This is a genomic window from Sorangium sp. So ce363 (assembly GCF_051520435.1).
Lineage (GTDB): Bacteria > Myxococcota_A > Polyangia > Polyangiales > Polyangiaceae > Sorangium > Sorangium cellulosum_B.
Window position 1 is genome coordinate 10,692,628 of the sequence record NZ_CP150333.1, and the last position, 17,460, is coordinate 10,710,087.

Sequence of the window (17,460 nt, forward strand, 5' to 3'; positions counted from 1 at the left end):
ACCCGCGCAGGAGCCCGGCCAGCGATGGCCGGACTCCTGGCCGGGTAGAACAGAGCTAGCTGGAGCGCTTCGCCCCGGGGCGGCGGAACGGCGCGCGGCCGGCGAAGACCTGGCCGTCGCCGAGCGCGTAGGAGATCCGGAGCAGCTGGTTGTACTTCGCGACGCGATCCGAGCGGGACGCGGAGCCGGTCTTGATCTGGCCCGCGTTCGTCGCGACCGCGAGGTCGGCGATGAACGTGTCCTCGGTCTCGCCCGAGCGGTGCGAGATGATCGACCGGTAGCCGCCCTCGGCCGCCTGGCGGATGCACTCGAGCGTCTCGGTGACCGTGCCGATCTGGTTCAGCTTGATGAGGATGGCGTTGGCGAGGCCGTCCTCGATGCCCTTCGCGAGGCGCGCGGGGTTCGTCACGAAGAGATCGTCGCCGACGAGCTGGACCTTCTTGCCGAGCCGCTCCGTGAGCAGGCGCCAGCCCTTCTCGTCGTTCTCGGCGACGCCGTCCTCGATGGACACGATCGGGAACGCCTTGGCGAGCTCGTCGTAGATGGCGACGATCTCCTCGCGGGTCTTCTGCTGCTTGTCGAAGGTGTACCGCTCGGTCTTCGCGTCGTAGAACTCGCTGAGCGCCGAGTCGAGCGCGACGCCGACGTCCTCGCCCGGGCGGTGGCCGGCGGCCTCGATGGCGCGCACGACGTACTCGAGCGCCGCCCGGTTCGACGGGAGGCGCGGGGCGAAGCCGCCCTCGTCGCCGACGGCCGTGACCATGCCGTCCTTCTTGAGCAGGCCCCTCAGGGTGTGGAAGATCTCGGTGCCCGTGCGCAGCGCCTCGGCGAACGACTCGGCGCCGTAGGGGACGATCATGAACTCCTGGATCTCGAGGCCGTTGTCGGCGTGCACGCCGCCGTTCAGGATGTTCATGAGCGGCGTCGGAAGGACGCGCGCCGCGGCGCCGCCGAGGTAGCGCCAGAGCGGCAGGTCGACCGTGTCCGCGGCGGCGCGGGCGGCGGCCATCGAGACGGCGAGGATGGCGTTGGCGCCGAGCTTCGACTTGTTGGGGGAGCCGTCGGCCTGGATGAGCACCTTGTCGAGCTCGGCCTGGTCGAGCGCATCCATCCCGAGGACGGCCGGACCGAGGACGGTCTCGATGTTCTTCACCGCGGTGAGCACGCCCTTGCCGAGGAAGCGCTTCTTGTCGCCGTCCCTGAGTTCGACGGCCTCGTGCTCGCCGGTCGACGCGCCGCTCGGCACGGCCGCGCGGCCCGTGCCGCTCAGCGTGGTGACCTCGGCTTCGACGGTGGGGTTGCCGCGCGAATCGATGACTTCGCGCGCGATGACGCTCTGGATCTCCGACATGACCTCTCCTCAAGGGGATCGCCTTCGCGCGACCCCGGCTGCTCTCGAAGGGGGCTCGAGAAGCGGCCGGAGCATAGGCACGGCCCCCCCCGGATGTCGACGCTCCGGTGCACCCGCGGCGCGCGGCGCGGGATCCGACGCGGACCGACCGTCGAGCCGTCGACCTACGCGCGGCGCGCAAGGTGAACGCGCGCCCGGGTCGACGGTCGGTGCGCGCCTGGCGTAAGCTCGCGCCCGCGTGGAAACGTCCATCGGCGTCTTCGGTGAGGAGATGCTCCTCTGGCTCTGCATGCTCCGCCAGTCCCCGCGGCGGCCGCCGGCCGATCACGTGCTGCGGCAGGCGAACCTGCTGCTCGAGGAGCTGAAGGGGTCCAGGCTCGCGCAGGGGATGCCGATCGCGTCGGTCGACGACGGGATGTTCGCGATCGCCGCGTGCGCGGACGAGTTCGCGATGTCGCTGCCGGACCTGCGGCCGGTCTGGGCGCAGCGCCCGCTCCAGGCGTCGCGGTGGACGACCAACAACGCGGGCGTCGAGTTCTTCGAGCGGCTGGAGCGCGTCCGGAAGGGCCCGCTCCCGGTCATGGCGACGTACGCGTGCGTGCTCGGGCTCGGCTTCCGCGGGCGCTACGGGCTGCCGGGGCAGAACACCGACGAGCTGCTGCGGATCCGCCGCGAGCTGTCGCTCAAGCTCGGCGTGGATCCGGATCGGGACTGGAAGGGCGGGGTGCTCAAGCCGGTGCAGGTCGAGGGCGTCGCGGTGCAGCACCTCCCCACCCAGTCGTTCTGGCGGTCCGTCCTCGTCGGGCGAGCGCTGGCGTCGCTCGTCGCGATCGCCGGCGCGCTCGCGCTCGCGTGGACGATCGCCCAAAGGGTCCGATGAGCGGCTCCTTCGTTTACGAGCTGGCGAGCGTCCACACGCTGGTCGAGCAGGCGAACCTGGGCAACGACCAGGGGATCTACGCGGTCCCCTGCTACCTGGTGCTCGGCGAGCCCGGATCGGGCCGCTCCACGGTGATCCGCTCGATGAACCTGACGTGGCCCGTGAGCGGCGGGCAGCTCCCGATCGGCGTGCCCGGGGCGCGGTGCTCTTACTGGCTGGCGAAGGAGGCGCTCTTCATCGAGCCGGAGGCGTCGGTGCTCGGCCCGCGGCGGGAGCCGGCCGAGCTCTCGCGGCTCTGCGACGAGCTGCGCCGCTCGCGGGAGCGCGAGCCGATCGACGGCATCCTGCTCGTCCTGAGCATCGCGGAGTTCGTCGAGCTCGACGAGCAGGGGCTCGACGCGTACGCGAACCGCATCCGCGCGTACCTCGTCGAGGTCGGCCGGGCGCTGCGCGCCGACGTGCCGACGTACGTGGTGCTGTCGCGCTACGACACGCTCTGGGGCTTCGCCGAGGTGTTCCAGTGGACCGCCGAGCGCGGGCGCGAGGAGCCGTGGGGCTTCACGCTCCCGCTCGAGACGAGCCCGGACCACGCCGGGCCGCGGATCCTCCAGGAGCTCGAGGGGCTGAACGCGCGGCTGGAGTCGTATTGCCTTGCGCGGGTGAGCTCGGAGGACGCGCCCGAGGCGCGGACGCGGGCGTTCCAGCACCTGGCCGAGGTGCGGGCGCTGATGCCGCGGCTGCAGCAGCTGTTCGGGGTGATCGCGATGGCGAACGCGTTCGAGCGGGCGCCGTGGCTCCGCGCGGTGGCGATCGGCAGCGCGATGCCCGGCATGGGGGACCGGCTCCGCGCGGGGGTGACGCGGTTCATGAACATGGGGCTGGCGCAGCCGCCGAACGTGGCGGTCGCGATGCGGCCGGGGGGGCTGCCGATCCACGCGACCCTGAGGGCCGTCGTGCTGCCGGAGCGGGACATCGTGCCTCTCCGGCAGCGGTGGCGGGACGACCGGTTCACGCTGCTCTGCTTCGTGGGCGGGCTCTTGCTGCTGCTCGCGGCGGGGCTCACCGAGATCATCCTGCGCTACGCGATGTGAGCGGGCGCCGAGGGCGGCCCCGCCGGCCCCGGCCGTCCAGTTGACATGGCAACTCGTGGGCTCAAACGCCCCCGAGATGCAGGGCTCGTCGGAGGCATGGAATCGACCTGCTGCCCAGGAGGCTCGCTCCGTCGAGCCTGGGCGCGCGCGCTCGGTGCGTCCAGGCACAGCCCAGCTCAAGGGGTATCACGTCACCGCGAAGACCGGCGAGGGCCCGGGCTCCACCACGTATCGAGCCCATCGGGACGCCGACGGCATCGACGTGGCGATCAGGATGCTGCACACCGATTACGCCCGCGCCGGCGATATCATGCGCTTCAGGCACGCCTACCGCGCGATACGGCAGGTCGACTCGGCGAGGGTCGTCAAGGTGTACGCCGTCGAGGAGCACGAGGACGGGCTGGCGCTCGTCACCGAGTATTTCCCGGGCGCCGCGCTGTCCGCGAGGACGGCCTGCAAGCTGGGCGTCCGCGCGTCGCTGGACGTCTTGATCCCCGTGGCCGAGGCCCTGGCCGACATCCATCGCCATGGCCTCATCCATGGCGATGTGAGGCCCCCGAACATCCTGCTCGGAGAGGACGGTCAGGTGAAGCTCACGGGCTTCGGCGTGGAGTCCATCGTGACGCGCGAGAAGGAGGAGCTCTATTGCCGCCGCGTCCTCTCGAAGGTGCTCCCCTATACATCGCCGGAGCAGACCGGCCGCATGAACCGGAGCGTGGATTACCGCACCGACATGTACTCGTTCGGCGTCGTCCTCTACGAGATGCTCGCGGGGCGAAGGCCGTTCGAGGCGCTCGACCCCCTCGAGCTGATGCACGCCCACATCGCCGTGACGCCCGTCGCCCCCTCGGAGCTCGACCCGGAGGTGCCCGACGCGCTCTCCGCCGTCACGATGAAGCTCCTCAGCAAGAACGCCGAGGACCGCTACCAGTGCGCCGAGGGGCTGAGGGCCGATCTGGAGGAGATCCGAGCGCGATGGCAGCGCGGCGGCCAGATAGGAGCGTTCAGCCCTGGCCGCCACGACAGGAGAGACCTCTTCCGGCTCCCCCAGAAGCTCTACGGCCGCGAAGGAGACATCCGGAAGCTCGTCGACGCGTTCGACGACGTGCTGCGGGGCAAGCGCACGATCGTCCTCGTCTCGGGCTATTCGGGCATCGGCAAGTCGTCGCTGGTCCAGGAGATCTTGAAGCCGCTGGTGCGCGAGAAGGGCTATTACATCAGCGGGAAGTACGATCAGTACAACCGCGACACGCCCTACAGCGCCATCGTCCACGCGTTCGACACGCTCGTCAGGCAGCTCCTCTCCGAGAGCGAGGAGCGGATCACGCGGTGGCGGGACGCCATCCTGGGCGCCCTCGGGACCAATGGACAGGTGATCTGCGACGTCCTCCCGTCGCTCAAGCACCTCATCGGCGAGCAGCCGCCCGTCCCCGCGCTCGGCCCGGTCGAGGCCCAGAACCGCTTCATCCTCTACTTCCACAACTTCGTGTCCGTCTTCGCCCGGCACGCCCACCCGCTGGCCATCTTCCTCGACGATCTACAGTGGGTGGACTCGGCCAGCCTGAGCCTGCTCACGAGCGTCCTCGCGAGAGAGGACGTGGAGTCGCTCTTCTTCTGCGGCGCTTACCGCGACAACGAGGTGAGCCCGACCCACCCCTTCCTCGTCGCCCTGGAGCAGCTCACGAAGGGCGGCCTCGAGGCGCGCGACATCGTCCTCGCGCCCCTCGGCCTCGCGCACCTGACCGAGCTCATCAACGACAGCCTGCAGACAGGCTGCGGAGAGGCGCTCGCGGGCGCGATCCTGAAGAAGACCGGGGGCAACCCGTTCTTCGTGAAGCAGTTCATGCGGCACCTCTACGACACGAAGGCGCTGGTCTTCGATCCACCGGCGGGCTGGCGCTGGGACCTGCGCCAGATCGAGCGGCTGGAGTGCACCGATAACGTCCTGAGCCTCATGGCGGAGACCATCCGGCGCCTGCCGCAGGCGACGCAGCGGGTGCTCCGGCTGGCTTCGGCGATCGGCAACACGTTCGAGATGGATGTCCTGAACACCGTCAGCGAGCGGCCCCCCGACGAGACGTACGCGAGCCTCGACCACGCCCTCGCCGAGGGCCTGATCGTGAGCGCGGACGAGCAGGTTCGATTCGCGCACGACAAGATCCAGGAGGCCGCGTACTCGCTGATCCCGGAGGGAGACAGGCCGGCGTTTCACTACCGGATCGGGAAGCTCCTGCTCGGCAAGCCGCGCTCCGACGAGGGGCGCGATCTGTTCGACGTCGTCAATCACCTGAACAGCGCCGGCGGTCTGATCCGCGCGCCGGAAGAGCGCATGGAATCGGCCAGGCTCAACCTCCAGGCGGCCGGGCGCGCCCAGGAGTCGTCGGCCTTCACCGCGGCCCTCGGGTACCTGGAACATGGCATATCCATGCTGCCCGGAGACGCGTGGACCTCCAGGTACGAGCTGACCTTCACCTACCACACGAAGAAGGGGCTCCTGGAGTCGCTCTGCGGACGCCACGACGACGCGCTCTCCACCCTCTCGGGGACCTTCGAAAGAGCGGTGGGGCGCCTCCACAAGACGGAGGTGCGCCGCCTGAAGATGAACGTGGAGATCCTGAAGAACGACCTGCCCGCCGCCATGGAAGAGGGGCTCGCCGCGCTCGGGGCGTACGACATCCACCTGCCGCCTTATCCGGACGACGACGCGCTCATGGCCGAGATGGAGCGGACGATCGCGATGATCGGCGACCGCCCGATCGCGTCGCTCGTCGATCTGCCCGCGCTCGACGATCCCGAGATCGCCGCCCTGCAGGACGTGCTCCAGGAGATGTTCTCGCCGACCTACCAGCTCGGCACGAACAACTTCGGCATCACGGTGATGAAGGCGCTCCAGAACTCGCTGACCCATGGCATCTCGAGGAACTCGATCTACGCCTACGTGAACTTCGGGACGCTCCTGTGCGCCGGGCTCGACATCGAGAAGGGGTACGAGTTCGGCCGGGCGGCGGTCCGCCTGAACGAGCGCCACCCGGACGCGAAGTCCGAGTCCATGCTGTGCAACATGTGGGGAGCGTGGGTCCAGCACTGGATGGATACCTACGAGAGATCGAAGGCGTCCCTGCGCAAGGGCGTCCACGCCGGCATGGAGACGGGGCAGTACATCTGGGCCTTCTACAATGCGTGCAACGCGAGCATGAACGGCCTCCTCCGGGGGGAGCACCTCCACGACGTCATCGAGGAGGCGACGCTGTATCTGCCGCTCTGCAAGCTCGACAAGTTCAACGCGATCACGTGGATCGTCGGGGCCGTCGGGCAGCTCTGCGAATACCTGAGCACGCCGGACGAGGGCGACTGGAAGCGCGGGGCGTGGGTCGACATCGACGCGGTCACCGAGGCCGCCCGCAGCATCGACAACCGGGCGTCGCTCTACTTCGTGAACGTCTTCAAGGTCCACGCCGGCGTGTTCCAGGGCGCGTACGAGGAGGTGGCCGAGATCTGGGGCTCGACCGATCCGGCCAGCCTCGGCATGCTCGCCGCGTGGCACGCGAGCCCTTGTTATCATTTCTACGGCGGGCTTTCGTTCTCACGGGCCGCGTGCGCCGCCGCCCCCGCGCTCAGGGCGGCGTACCTCGCGAGGCTCGGGGACTGCGCGCGCAAGGTGGAGTCGTGGGCGGCGCTCGGCCCGGAGAGCCACCGCCACCGCAGCTTGATCCTGAAGGCCGAGGTCGCCCGGAGCGAGCGGCGAGAGGGCGCGGGCGCCCTCTACGACCAGGGGATCGCGGCCGCGCGGGAGGGCCATTTCCTGCACGACGAGGCGCTGGCCAACGAGCTCTGCGCTCGACACTACCTCGACCTGGGCAGGGCGTTCGTCGCGCGCGCCTACATGACCGAGGCGCACAGGCTCTATGCGCGCTGGGGCGCCGTGCGGCCGATGCTGCGCCTCGAGAGGGACTTTCCGCACGCGCTCGGGCCGGAGGCGCTGCGCAGGCGGACCGACCTCGCGCGGGACGGAGGCGCCGACGTCCGCGGCGCCTCCGTGGGTCACGGCGCTCGCCCGGGGCTCGACTTCATGACCATGCTCAGGGCCTCGCAGGCGGTGTCTGGCGAGCTGAACCTCGACCGGGTGATCGAGGCCCTGCTGACGATCGCGGTCGAGCACGCGGGCGCCGAGCGGGGGCTGCTGATCCGCGCGTCGAGCGCCTCGCACGCCGCGCACGACGTCGAGGCCGAGGTCGTCACCCGGCGCGGCCGGGTCGAGGTCACCCTTCGCCAGACGCCCGTCACCTCGAACGATCTCCCCACCGCCATCCTCCAGTACGTCATCCGCACGCGAGAGAGCGTGATCCTGGACGACGCCGCCGTGCCTAACCTGTACTCGGAAGACGCCTACGTGCGCGGGCGGCGCCCCCGCTCCGTGCTCTGCCTCCCCCTGGTGAAGCAGGGCACGCTGGTCGGCGTGCTCTACCTGGAGAACAACCTGACCCCGCGCGCCTTCACCGCGGATCGGATCGAGGTGCTGGAGCTCCTGGCCTCCCAGTCCGCCATCTCGCTGGAGAACGCGCGCCTCTACACCCAGCTCCAGCAAGAGAACGGCGAGCGCAGGCGGGCAGAGCTGGCGCTGCGGGAGAGAGAGGCGCGCATCCGGCGCCTGGTGGACTCCAACATCATCGGGATCGCCGTCTGGGACCTCGACGGCAGGGTCATCGACGCGAACGACGCGCTCCTGTGCATGCTCGGCTACAGCCGTGAAGATCTGACCTCGGGGAACATCCGCTGGGCAGATCTCACGCCGCCGGAGTTCAAGGAGACGACCCAGCGGACGCTCGAACAGGTCCGCATGACGGGTGAGTTCGGGCCGCTGGAGAAGGAGTATTTCCGAAAGGACGGCGGCCGCGTCCCGGTGGTGATCGGCGGCGCGCGGTTCGAGGGGTCGGAGAGCCAGGGGGTGGCGTTCTTCCTCGACGTGACCGAGCGCAAGCAGGCGGAGGAGCGCCAGAAGCTCCTGATGAACGAGCTGAACCATCGGGTGAAGAACACGCTGGCGATCGTCCAGGCGATCGCCGTGCAGACGCTCCGCATGGCGGACTCGCCCAAGGCCTTCACGAGCGCCTTCCTCGCCCGGTTGCTCGCCCTGTCCCAGACCCACAACCTCCTGAACCAGACCGCGTGGCAGGGCGCCGACCTCCACGACGTCGTCCGCTCCGAGCTGGCGCCGCACGCCAACGGCGACGCCGAGCGCGTCCGCCTGGTCGGCCAGGACGTCCGCCTCCGCCCGGAGGCGGCGGTGACGCTCGGCATGGTCTTTCACGAGCTGGCGAGCAACGCGGCCAAGTACGGAGCGTTATCGCAGCCGTCCGGCCACGTCGCGGTCACATGGGACGTGATCACCCAGGCGCACGAGCGCCTGCTCCACCTGGAATGGCAGGAGACGGACGGACCGCCTGTCCGGCCGCCGCGCCGCAAGGGCTTCGGCTCACGCCTGATCGAGCGCGATCTCGGGCGCCAGCTCGCCACGGAGGTGCGCCTCGACTACCTGCCTGGCGGCGTACGTTGCGTGATGGACCTGCCCCTCGAGCGCGTGGGCGTAGGATGAACCCGGTCCCAGGAGGCGAACGTGGGCTGGAGGGGCTGCGTGTCCTCATCGTCGAGGACGAGCCCATGATCGCCTCGTCCCTCGAAGACGCCCTGACCGACCTCGGCTGTGTGGTGATCGGCCCGGCGCTGAACATGAAGGACGCGACGCGCCTGGCCCGCGCCGCCGAGATCGACGGGGCGAGCCTGGACGTCAACATCGCCGGCGAGAAGGTCTATCCGGTGGCCGACATCCTGAGCGAGCGAGGCATCCCGTTCGTCTTCCTGACCGGATATGGCAAAGCTGGGTTGCGCGAGTCCGATCTCAGCCGTCCGGTGCTGCAGAAGCCGTGCAGTCTGGAGCGCTTCGAGGAGATCCTGGCGGGGTGGCGGTGAGCGATTCCACCGGGCTCCCGGGCGCAGCGGCGCCTGCGCGAGCTCGGCCCCGGCGCGCGCTGCCGAGGACGGCGCGCCCGTGTGGCGCTCCGCGCCGGCCTGCGCGGCGCGCCATGGCGGACACGGCCAGCGGGCGCGGCGTCGACAGGCCACGTCATCTACGTTGGTTCACGCTCGCGACACGGCACCACACTTGCAAGTCCGACGTTGGCAACGTTCGCAAGAAAGGAGGTTCTTATGGCGGAACAGCAGCGTCAGCCGACAGGCCAGGACGTGTCCGTGAGCAAGTCGCAGCAAGGCAAGCCCGGCAGCCAGGCGACAGGTCAGACCCCTTCCCAGGGGGCCGGCGGTCAGTCCACCGGGCTGCAGCGTCAGCAGGGCGGCGGCCAGATGGGGCGGTACGGCGCGGCAGGCGGCGTCTTCAACCCGTTCGCGATGATGAGCCGGATGATGGAGGACATGGATCGCATGTTCGACGACTTCGGCTTCGGAGGGTTGCTCTCGCCGTTCAGGCAGGGCCGCACGATGGGTGAGCCTGGTGGCGGCCGGGGTCTCTCGTCCCTCGCGGGCGGCCTCTGGTCGCCGCGCATCGAGCTGGGCGAGCGCAACGGTCAGCTCGTGGTCAAGGCCGATCTCCCCGGCGTCACCAAGGACGACATCCGGGTGGAGCTCCGCGACGACACCCTGATCATCGAGGGCGAGCGCCGGCAGGAGCTGCAGGAGCAGCGCGAGGGGGTGAGCTACACCGAGCGCAGCTACGGGTCGTTCACGCGCGCCATCCCGCTGCCCGAGGGCGTGCAGGCCGACGACGTGGACGCGAGGTTCGAGAACGGCGTCCTCGAGGTCTGTCTGAAGCTGCCGCAGCAGCAGCAGCGCGGCCGCTCGGTCGAGATCAAGAGCGGCGGGCCCTCGCAGGGGACGAGCGCTGGCGGCGGCCAGATGTCCGAGAAGAGCCGGCCCAGCTAGCCGATCTCGATCTGGGGCCCACCGGGGCGGCGGCGCGCCGTCGCCCCGGTGTCGCCCGGCGGAGGGGGTCAATCGTCGACCGAGCGCGACCCGCAGGCGCGCGCGCCGGCCACGCCGCGCGGCGGCCCTACTTTGCGTCGCGCGGCGCGCCGCCCCCGGGCGCCGCCTCGCGCCCTCCGAGGATCGCGAGCTCGGTCTCGATCCACCGGTCGAGCTCGCCCTGCAGGCTGAACAGCGCCAGATCGAACTCCCGCCCGTTGATGACGATGAACGGCGTCCCCGAGAGCCCGGCGCGGTCGGCCTCGGCCTTGTCGCGCGCGACCACCCGGGCGGCGGGCTCGCCCGCCATGTCGGCGCGGAACCGGGCCATGTCGAGGCCGACCTTCTGCGCGTAGCCGAGCAGGTCTTTCTCCTCGAGCCGCTGCTGGTTCTCGAACAGGAGGCGCTCCATCGGCCAGTAGCGGCCCTGGCGGTGCGCCGCGATGGCCGCGCGCGCCGCGGCGTCGGCGTGCGGGTGCGATCGCAGCGGATACACCTTGTGGATCAGCCTGACGTACGGCGCGTGGCGCTCGACCACCTCGTCGAGGTGCGGGACCGCCCGCCCGCAGGAAGGGCACTCGAAGTCCGACCACACGACGATCTGGATCGACGCGCGCTCCGGCCCGCGAGAGGGCGAGTCGGCGAGGTCGATCTGCTTCACGTTCGGACCGAACCTCACGCCGTACGCGGCCTGGGCCTCCGCGCCGCTCGCGCCGCCGCGGATCTTGTCGGCGAGGAGCTGCGCGGCGGGCGCGCAGGCCGCGCAGGCGCGCGACTCGCGGACGCACTGCGCGAGCGACACCGCCTGATCGGGGCACGGCGCGTAGAGCTGCGAGACGAGCTGCCACCAGGTATCGCGCTCGCGGCGGACGAGCTCGGTCGTATCCACGCCGGGCAGCTGCTCCGGCGCGCCGCCGGGCGCGTCGGAGGAGCTGCCCGGGGGCCCGGGGAGCGGGACCTCGGGGGAATCGGCGAACTGGGGTTCCTGCCGCTCCGCGCCGCCGCAACCCGGGAGCGCGGCGAGCGCGAGGAGCGCGGCGAGCGCGAGCCGTCGTGCACCTGATCTCGGAATGAACACGCGCGGATGCTACACCCCCGCCGCAGCCGGGCCAGGCCGAAGCGCCGCCCGAGGCGCGCGCCCGGCGCCGCCCCCTCAGAAGGCGCCGCGGAGGCCGAAGGTGGTGCCGCCCGGCGCGAGGGCGACGTGCGGCGCCAGCCGGAGCCGCGGCGGGCGGAGGCGGATGTACTCGTAGGTCTCGGCCGCCGTGGGCTGCTCCTCGTACTCGAGGAGCGCGACGTCGAGGATGTTGGCCGTGATCAGCCCGAGGCCGCCGCCGATGTACAGGCCCCCGAGCGCGCTCCAGTCGCCGGCGTCCGAGGCGCTGCCGATGGCCGCGCCGATCAGGCCGCCGCCGATCGTGCAGCCGGCGTTGAGGCCGAGGCTGACGAAGCCCATGCCGAGGTGGCCGTTGGCCCAGTGGGTGACCGGGCCGCCGAGCGTGACGGAGCCGGCGGCCATCCAGCCGAACACCTCGTTCTCCGTGATGGCAGCGAGGGGCCCGAGCACAACGGTCCCGCTGAGCACGAGGAGGTGCTGCCAGCCGTACCAGGTGCGCTTCGGCTCGGATCGCTCGCGACCAGGAGCGCTCCCGGGCTGCCAGGGACCCGGGCTCGTCGTCCACCGCGCGGGCGCCTGGGGAGCTCCGGTCGGCGCAACCCCGGCTGGTGGCGCGCCTTCGTCGCCTGGCGCCGTCGGCGGCTGAAGGGGCGCTGCCGCGGCGCCGCCCGGAGCCGGCGCAGGCGGCGCCGCGGCCGGACCGCTCGGCGGCGCAGCGGGCGCAGGTGAGGCCCCGGACGCAGGCTGCATGGCGCTCGCCGGTGCCACCGTGAGCGCCACGGCCGTTGCGCAGACGATCCGCAGCCCATCGCGAAGCATGCCTGTCATCCGGCGATACTCGCCTCGTTCTTTCTGCGCTCGCAACCTCTTTTGCTTCCTTCTATTCGGCCGCTGCGCTCGAATCCTGCGCCGCATTCCTGCGATCGGCGATGGATGGCTGCTCGGCGGCGCGCGCCGTCAGACCCAGCGCCGCGTCGACCGGGCGTAGGTCTCGTAGGCAGCGCCGAACCGGGCGCGCAGCCGCCGCTCCTCGAACGCGATGTACCAGCGGTCGACGATCGTGACGAAGACCGCCGCGAGCAGGAACGACGTCGCCGCGCCGCTCAACGCCGCCATGCCCGCGGCCGCGAGGCCCATCCCGAGGTACATCGGATTCCTGGACCACCGGAACAGCCCGCCGGTCACGAGCCGCGTGGGCTCGGCAAAGGTGTTGATCTCCGTCGCGGCCCGCGCGAACTGCGCCCGAGCCGCGACCGCCATGACGACGCCGATCGCCAGCGGCAAGGCGCCGAGCCAGCGAGTCGACGCCGGGAGCACCGGCGGGAACGGCAGCACGGCGTGAGTCAGCCACATGACCGCCACCACGAGGAGGAGCAGGACCGGCGGGAGCAGATTGCGCGAGGGTGCGTTCGAGGTGATCATGCCCCACCAGTCTAGCGACAGGGCAAAACGCGGAGACTCGCGTTCGGGAGAGACGATGAAGCGCCCAGAAAAGCCGCGCAAAGAGCCTCGCCAGGAGCGCTCGCGCTTCCTCGTGGAGACCATCGTCGAGGCCGCGGCTCGCGTTTTCGACGCGCACGGCTACGACGGGGCGAACACGAACCAGGTCGCCAAGGTCGCAGGGGTGAGCGTCGGGTCGGTGTACCAGTACTTCCCGAACAAGGACGCCCTCGTCACCGCGCTGCACGAGCGCCACGTGCGCCACATGCTGCGGCTCGTCGAGCAGGTGGACGCGGCGGCCGACGGCGTCTCGCTGCGCGGAGCGACGGAGGCGCTCGTCGAGAGGAGCCTCGAGCTCCACCGGTCGGAGCCGCGGCTGCAACGGCTCCTCCACGCCGACCTCCCGACGCTGGAGCAACAGCGCACGCTGAGCGCGGCCAGCCGGGCGGTCGTCGATTGCACCCGGCGGCTGCTGTCGCGCCACGGTTCGGAGATCGTCCAGCCGGATCTCGATCTCGCCACCTACGTTGTCCTGCGCATGTTCGAGGAGCTCGTCCACGCAGCGGCCCTCGATCCGCCCGCGGGCGTCGACGACGGCGCGCTCCGGCGGGCGATCACCGACGCGCTCATGGGCTATCTCACCGTCGGCGCAACATCAACGCGGGCGGCGAGCCCCGCGGACCGGCCATAGACGCGATGCCCCTTCCTCGCGGCGCGGACGCGGGAGCCACGCGGGACGCCAGCCTGTGCAGCGACGATCCGTCCGGTGGACGACGGGCCCGCGACAACTTGCCGCATATTCCGCGCACGGCAGCCGTGCCACAGGTCGTGCGCCGGGCAGCCAGCAAGGGGGCCCTGCGCGTTCCTTCGGAGGCACGACGACCGCCATGACCCAATCGCCGAGATCCACCTTGCTTGCGCTGGCGCTCGCCAGCTTCACCGCCTTTGCTCCAGGCTGCGGCGACGACGAAGCTGTGACGCCGGCTGGGTCCGGCGGCGGCGGCGGCGAGTCTCCCGCCGGGACCGGCGGCTCCGGCGGCGAGGAGCCCGCCGTGACCGGCTCTGGCGCGGGCGGCGGCGGCGAGCCCGTGGATGACGAGGACAGCGACCACGACAGGGACGGCTTCACCCCGCGCGAGGGCGACTGCGACGACTTCAACAACACCGTCCACCCCGACGCCGAGGAGCGCAATCTCGATAACGTCGACTCGAACTGCGACAAGTCCGACGCGCCGGTCAAGACGCTCGTATGGAACGCTGGCCCGGAGCCCGACCTGGTGGACGCGATCGACCTCATGGACGAGGACGGCGACGGCCAGATCTCGCTCGCCGAGTTCGCCGCGGCGTGCGCCAAGTCCGCGTCGCTGACGGGCCCCGCGCGCCCCGGCGTGGTCCAGATCAATTCATCCTGCAGCCACTCGAACAGCTGCCGCGGCATGGTCTACCAGTCCTGGAACGAGCTTTACGAGCATACCTGCCGCGCCATGAACGGATGCTCGGGCTGGAGCTGCGTGGAGACCGCCGAGGATCAGGATCGAGACGGCCCCGCGGCGTTCAAGGCGGCGACGTGCGACCACTGCCACTCCGGCTCGGCGGGCTCGTTCGGCGTGAAGGTGCGGCCCACCGAGGACATGGCCACCTACGTCGCCGAGTTCTGGGAGCGCCGCTCGGATCTCTACCTGCAGTCCATCATCGCGTTCGGGATCGACGGCGTCCACCCCGAAGGCTACGCCTACTCGAACATGCCCGGCTCCTACCACCTGCTCTCGCTCGCTGAGATCGATCGGCTGATCGCCTACCTGCGTACCCTGACGCCCGAGGGCAAAAGCTTCGACCCGATGGCGCCAGCCGACCCCATCGAGCCGAGCAACTAAGCCGCCGATGAGCGCGCCGCGAGGCCCGGCCGGCAGCCAGGCGCCCATGGCGCGTGCGCTCCCGCGAGGCGCGCTCGGCCTCGGGCTGCGCCCGCCGCACTACGACGCGATCGAGCGGCTCCGGCCCCCGCTGGGCTTCTTCGAGATCATCGCGGAGAACTACCTCGGCGCGTCGCCGCTGCCCCGGGAGCGGCTCCGGCGCATCGCCGAGCGCACTCCGATCGTCGCCCACGGCGTCTCGCTGAACCTGCTCGGCGAAGCCCCCCTCGACCGGGATCACCTGTCCCGGCTCAAGGATCTGATCCAGGAGCTCCGGATCCCCTATTTCACGGATCACCTCTGCTGGACGGCGTTCGAGGGCGTGACGCACCACGACCTCCTGCCGGCGCCGTACGATCCGGAGCTGATCCCGTACGCCGCCGGCCGGGCGTTCGAGGTCCAGGAGGCGCTCGGCGTCCCGTTCGGCATCGAGAACCTGTCTTCCTACGTCGGGTGGGAGCGCGACACGATGCCTGAGTGGGAGTTCTATCGCCGCGTGATCGAGGAGTCCGGCTGCTGGTGCATGCTGGACATCAACAACGTCTTTGTCTCCAGCGAGAACCACGGGTTCAATCCGCGCGAGTACCTCGACGGCGTGCCCTGGCACCGGGTCTTGCAGGTCCACCTGGCCGGCCACCAGGTGTTGCCCTCGGGCCTGCGGCACGACACCCACGATCGTCCGGTGTGCGACGAGGTATGGTCTCTCTACGAGGAGGCGTGGCGCCGGGGCGGCCCTTTCCCGACGCTCCTCGAGTGGGACGCGGAGATCCCACCCTTGCACATCGCGCTCGCGGAGCTCGACAAAGCGCGGCAGGTGCGATCGCCATGAGCCCGAAAGGTGGAGATCCTCCGGGCTGGCTGCGGGAGCTCCAGCGCGACTTCACCGCCGTCCTCCGAGCGCCGCTCGACTCGAGCGCGGGCCGGTTCCGGGAGCGGCAGGAGCGGTATCCCGCGGGGCTCGTGGCGCAGGTGAAGGGCGGCCCCGGGGGCCTCGCGCCGGCGGAGCGGCTCGCGATCTATCACCGTCAGTACTGGATGCGCCTGTTCACCGGCCTGCAGACGAGCTTCCCCCGCGTGTCGCGGGCGATCGGCTGCTGGCACTTCAATCACCTGGCCGCGCTGCACCTCGAGGCGTGCCCGCCCCGTCACATCGATATCGACAAGAGCTCGTGCGGGTTCGCCGAGCGGCTCCGCGGCGCGCTGCGCGGCCCTGACGGCGCGCGCCGCGGTCGCCAACCGGAGCGCCCGGCGCGCGGGCACGAGGACGCGTGGCGCCGGCGGATCGAGCTCTCCAGGGCGCCGCTCGCGATGGTCCGCCAGGCGCTGCGCATGGACGAGGCGGAGCGGCTCGCCTGCGAGTCGCCGTTCGAGGGCCTGTGGCGGCCGACGCCGGAGGAGCTCGCCACGCTGGCCGAGGCGCGGCTGCGCTTCGCGGTCTCCTTCACGCTGACCCACGAGGACTGGGACCTCGCGCGCTTCTCGCGGCTCGCGGGCGGCGATCTGGACGAGGGCCCCCTGGACGCGAGGCGTCGCCACGCGTCCACCCGCGCGTGGGTCTTCGCCCGGAGCGCCGCCGGCACGACCACGACCTCGGTGGATCCGCTGTTCGCCCGCCTGCTCGAGCGCTGCCGGGAGCTGCCGTTCGGGCAGGCCCTTGCCGCCGTCGAGCAGGGCTGTACGGCGGTGGAAGCAGCGCAGCTGCGGGCAAATCTGCAGGGCTGGATCGCGCTCGCCCTCTCGAGCGGCTGGTGGACGGGCCTCGCCGGCGTCGGGACCGCTAGCCGCGGTCCGTCTTCTTCAGCTCGCCCTTGAACCGCCACTCCACCGCCGCCTTCACGCCCAGCGTGATCACCGACACGCCGGCGAGGAGGCTGGCGACGGCGAACGCGGGCACGACGCGGACCATGTTGGCGTAGTAGACGCGCTCCACGTGGAGCGGCAGCGTCACCTGATCGGACGAGCCCGACGAGACCACGTACACGGCGCCGAACTCGCCCATCGCCCTGGCGGTGCACAGGATGACGCCATACAGGAGGCCCCAGCGGATGTTGGGCAGCGTGACGCGCCAGAAGATCTGCCATCCGTTCGCGCCGAGGACGCGGGCGACCTGCTCCTCCTCGGTCCCCTGGGCCTGCATCAGCGGGATGAGCTCTCGCGCGACGAACGGGAACGTGATGAACACCGTGGCGAGCACGATGCCAGGAAGGGCGAAGATGACCCGGGTGGAGACCTCGAGGCTCGTGAACCCGAGGCTCACCGCATAGGTCCTGTTCACGAACGCGCCGAAGAACCCGTTCGCCCCGAAGAGCAGGACGAAGCACAGGCCGGCGACCACCGGTGAGGTCGAGAACGGCAGATCGATCAGCGTGACGAGCAGGCTCTTGCCCCGGAACTCGAACTTGGCGACGGCCCACGCCGCCGCGACGCCGAAGAGCGTGTTGAGCGGCACCGCGATGGCCGTGGTGAAGAGCGTGAGCTTCACCGCGTGGAACGTCGCGCGGTCGAAGACCGCCTGTCCGTAGGCCCTCAGCCCCTCGCTGAAGGCGTGCCAGAACACCACCCCCAGCGGGAGGACGAGGAACACGCCGACGAGCGCCACGCACAGGCCGATCAGCAGCCAGCGCGCGCCGCCGCCCTCGGCGGAGACCGCCTTGCCTGCCCGGGAGCGCGCGGCGAGCATCTCGTGCCTCGGGTCC

General features: G+C 70.9%; 14 protein-coding genes. 9 read left to right on the plus strand and 5 right to left on the minus strand.

Annotation, left to right across the window (positions count from 1 at the left end; translation table 11 throughout):
• Window positions 1-55: 55 nt before the first annotated feature.
• Window positions 56-1,351 carry a phosphopyruvate hydratase gene (eno, locus tag WMF12_RS40240; protein ID WP_437295560.1) on the minus strand — a complete coding sequence of 432 codons (1,296 nt, stop codon included), beginning with the start codon at window positions 1,349-1,351 and terminating at the stop codon, window positions 56-58.
• Between the two features lie 238 nt (window positions 1,352-1,589).
• Between eno and WMF12_RS40245 the strand changes: the two genes are divergently transcribed.
• The 5 genes from WMF12_RS40245 (at window position 1,590) to WMF12_RS40265 (ending at window position 10,255) form a co-directional block, all read left to right on the plus strand.
• Window positions 1,590-2,231 carry a DotU family type IV/VI secretion system protein gene (locus WMF12_RS40245; protein ID WP_437742043.1) on the plus strand — a complete coding sequence of 214 codons (642 nt, stop codon included), beginning with the start codon at window positions 1,590-1,592 and terminating at the stop codon, window positions 2,229-2,231.
• On the plus strand, window positions 2,228-3,322 hold the full coding sequence (locus tag WMF12_RS40250) for a type VI secretion system protein (RefSeq protein WP_437853760.1): 1,095 nt from the start codon (window positions 2,228-2,230) through the stop codon (window positions 3,320-3,322). The genes WMF12_RS40245 and WMF12_RS40250 overlap by 4 nt, the downstream gene beginning before the upstream one ends.
• Before the next feature lie 154 nt (window positions 3,323-3,476).
• Window positions 3,477-8,915: an AAA family ATPase gene (locus tag WMF12_RS40255; RefSeq protein WP_437853762.1), complete on the plus strand. Its 5,439-nt coding sequence runs from the start codon at window positions 3,477-3,479 to the stop codon at window positions 8,913-8,915.
• A 65-nt stretch (window positions 8,916-8,980) separates the two neighbouring features.
• Window positions 8,981-9,289 carry a response regulator gene (locus WMF12_RS40260; protein WP_437742046.1) on the plus strand — a complete coding sequence of 103 codons (309 nt, stop codon included), beginning with the start codon at window positions 8,981-8,983 and terminating at the stop codon, window positions 9,287-9,289.
• Window positions 9,290-9,526: 237 nt separating this feature from the next.
• Window positions 9,527-10,255 (plus strand): Hsp20/alpha crystallin family protein, encoded by a 729-nt coding sequence (locus tag WMF12_RS40265; RefSeq protein ID WP_437853764.1) that lies wholly within the window; start codon window positions 9,527-9,529, stop codon window positions 10,253-10,255.
• A gap of 127 nt (window positions 10,256-10,382) precedes the next feature.
• Here the strand turns inward: WMF12_RS40265 and WMF12_RS40270 are convergent, their stop codons facing one another.
• The 3 genes from WMF12_RS40270 to WMF12_RS40280 all read right to left on the minus strand — a co-directional run bounded on the left by WMF12_RS40270 (window position 10,383) and on the right by WMF12_RS40280 (window position 12,833).
• Window positions 10,383-11,372 (minus strand): DsbA family protein, encoded by a 990-nt coding sequence (locus tag WMF12_RS40270; protein ID WP_437853766.1) that lies wholly within the window; start codon window positions 11,370-11,372, stop codon window positions 10,383-10,385.
• 75 nt (window positions 11,373-11,447) lie between these two features.
• Window positions 11,448-12,239, minus strand: a complete 792-nt coding sequence (locus WMF12_RS40275; RefSeq protein ID WP_437853776.1) for a hypothetical protein — start codon at window positions 12,237-12,239, stop codon at window positions 11,448-11,450.
• Window positions 12,240-12,368: 129 nt separating this feature from the next.
• On the minus strand, window positions 12,369-12,833 hold the full coding sequence (locus WMF12_RS40280) for a methyltransferase family protein (RefSeq protein WP_437853778.1): 465 nt from the start codon (window positions 12,831-12,833) through the stop codon (window positions 12,369-12,371).
• Window positions 12,834-12,888: 55 nt separating this feature from the next.
• Here WMF12_RS40280 and WMF12_RS40285 point away from each other — a divergent pair, with 55 nt between their 5' ends.
• The 4 genes from WMF12_RS40285 to WMF12_RS40300 all read left to right on the plus strand — a co-directional run bounded on the left by WMF12_RS40285 (window position 12,889) and on the right by WMF12_RS40300 (window position 16,576).
• Window positions 12,889-13,542: a TetR/AcrR family transcriptional regulator gene (locus WMF12_RS40285; RefSeq protein ID WP_437853780.1), complete on the plus strand. Its 654-nt coding sequence runs from the start codon at window positions 12,889-12,891 to the stop codon at window positions 13,540-13,542.
• A gap of 196 nt (window positions 13,543-13,738) precedes the next feature.
• Window positions 13,739-14,725: a c-type cytochrome gene (locus tag WMF12_RS40290; RefSeq protein ID WP_437853782.1), complete on the plus strand. Its 987-nt coding sequence runs from the start codon at window positions 13,739-13,741 to the stop codon at window positions 14,723-14,725.
• Between the two features lie 7 nt (window positions 14,726-14,732).
• On the plus strand, window positions 14,733-15,593 hold the full coding sequence (locus tag WMF12_RS40295; RefSeq protein WP_437853784.1) for a DUF692 domain-containing protein: 861 nt from the start codon (window positions 14,733-14,735) through the stop codon (window positions 15,591-15,593).
• Window positions 15,590-16,576, plus strand: a complete 987-nt coding sequence (locus tag WMF12_RS40300) for an HvfC/BufC N-terminal domain-containing protein (protein ID WP_437853786.1) — start codon at window positions 15,590-15,592, stop codon at window positions 16,574-16,576. The genes WMF12_RS40295 and WMF12_RS40300 overlap by 4 nt, the downstream gene beginning before the upstream one ends.
• Here the strand turns inward: WMF12_RS40300 and cysW are convergent.
• On the minus strand, window positions 16,542-17,444 hold the full coding sequence (cysW, locus tag WMF12_RS40305; protein ID WP_437853791.1) for a sulfate ABC transporter permease subunit CysW: 903 nt from the start codon (window positions 17,442-17,444) through the stop codon (window positions 16,542-16,544). The genes WMF12_RS40300 and cysW overlap by 35 nt on opposite strands.
• Between the last annotated feature and the right edge of the window lie 16 nt (window positions 17,445-17,460).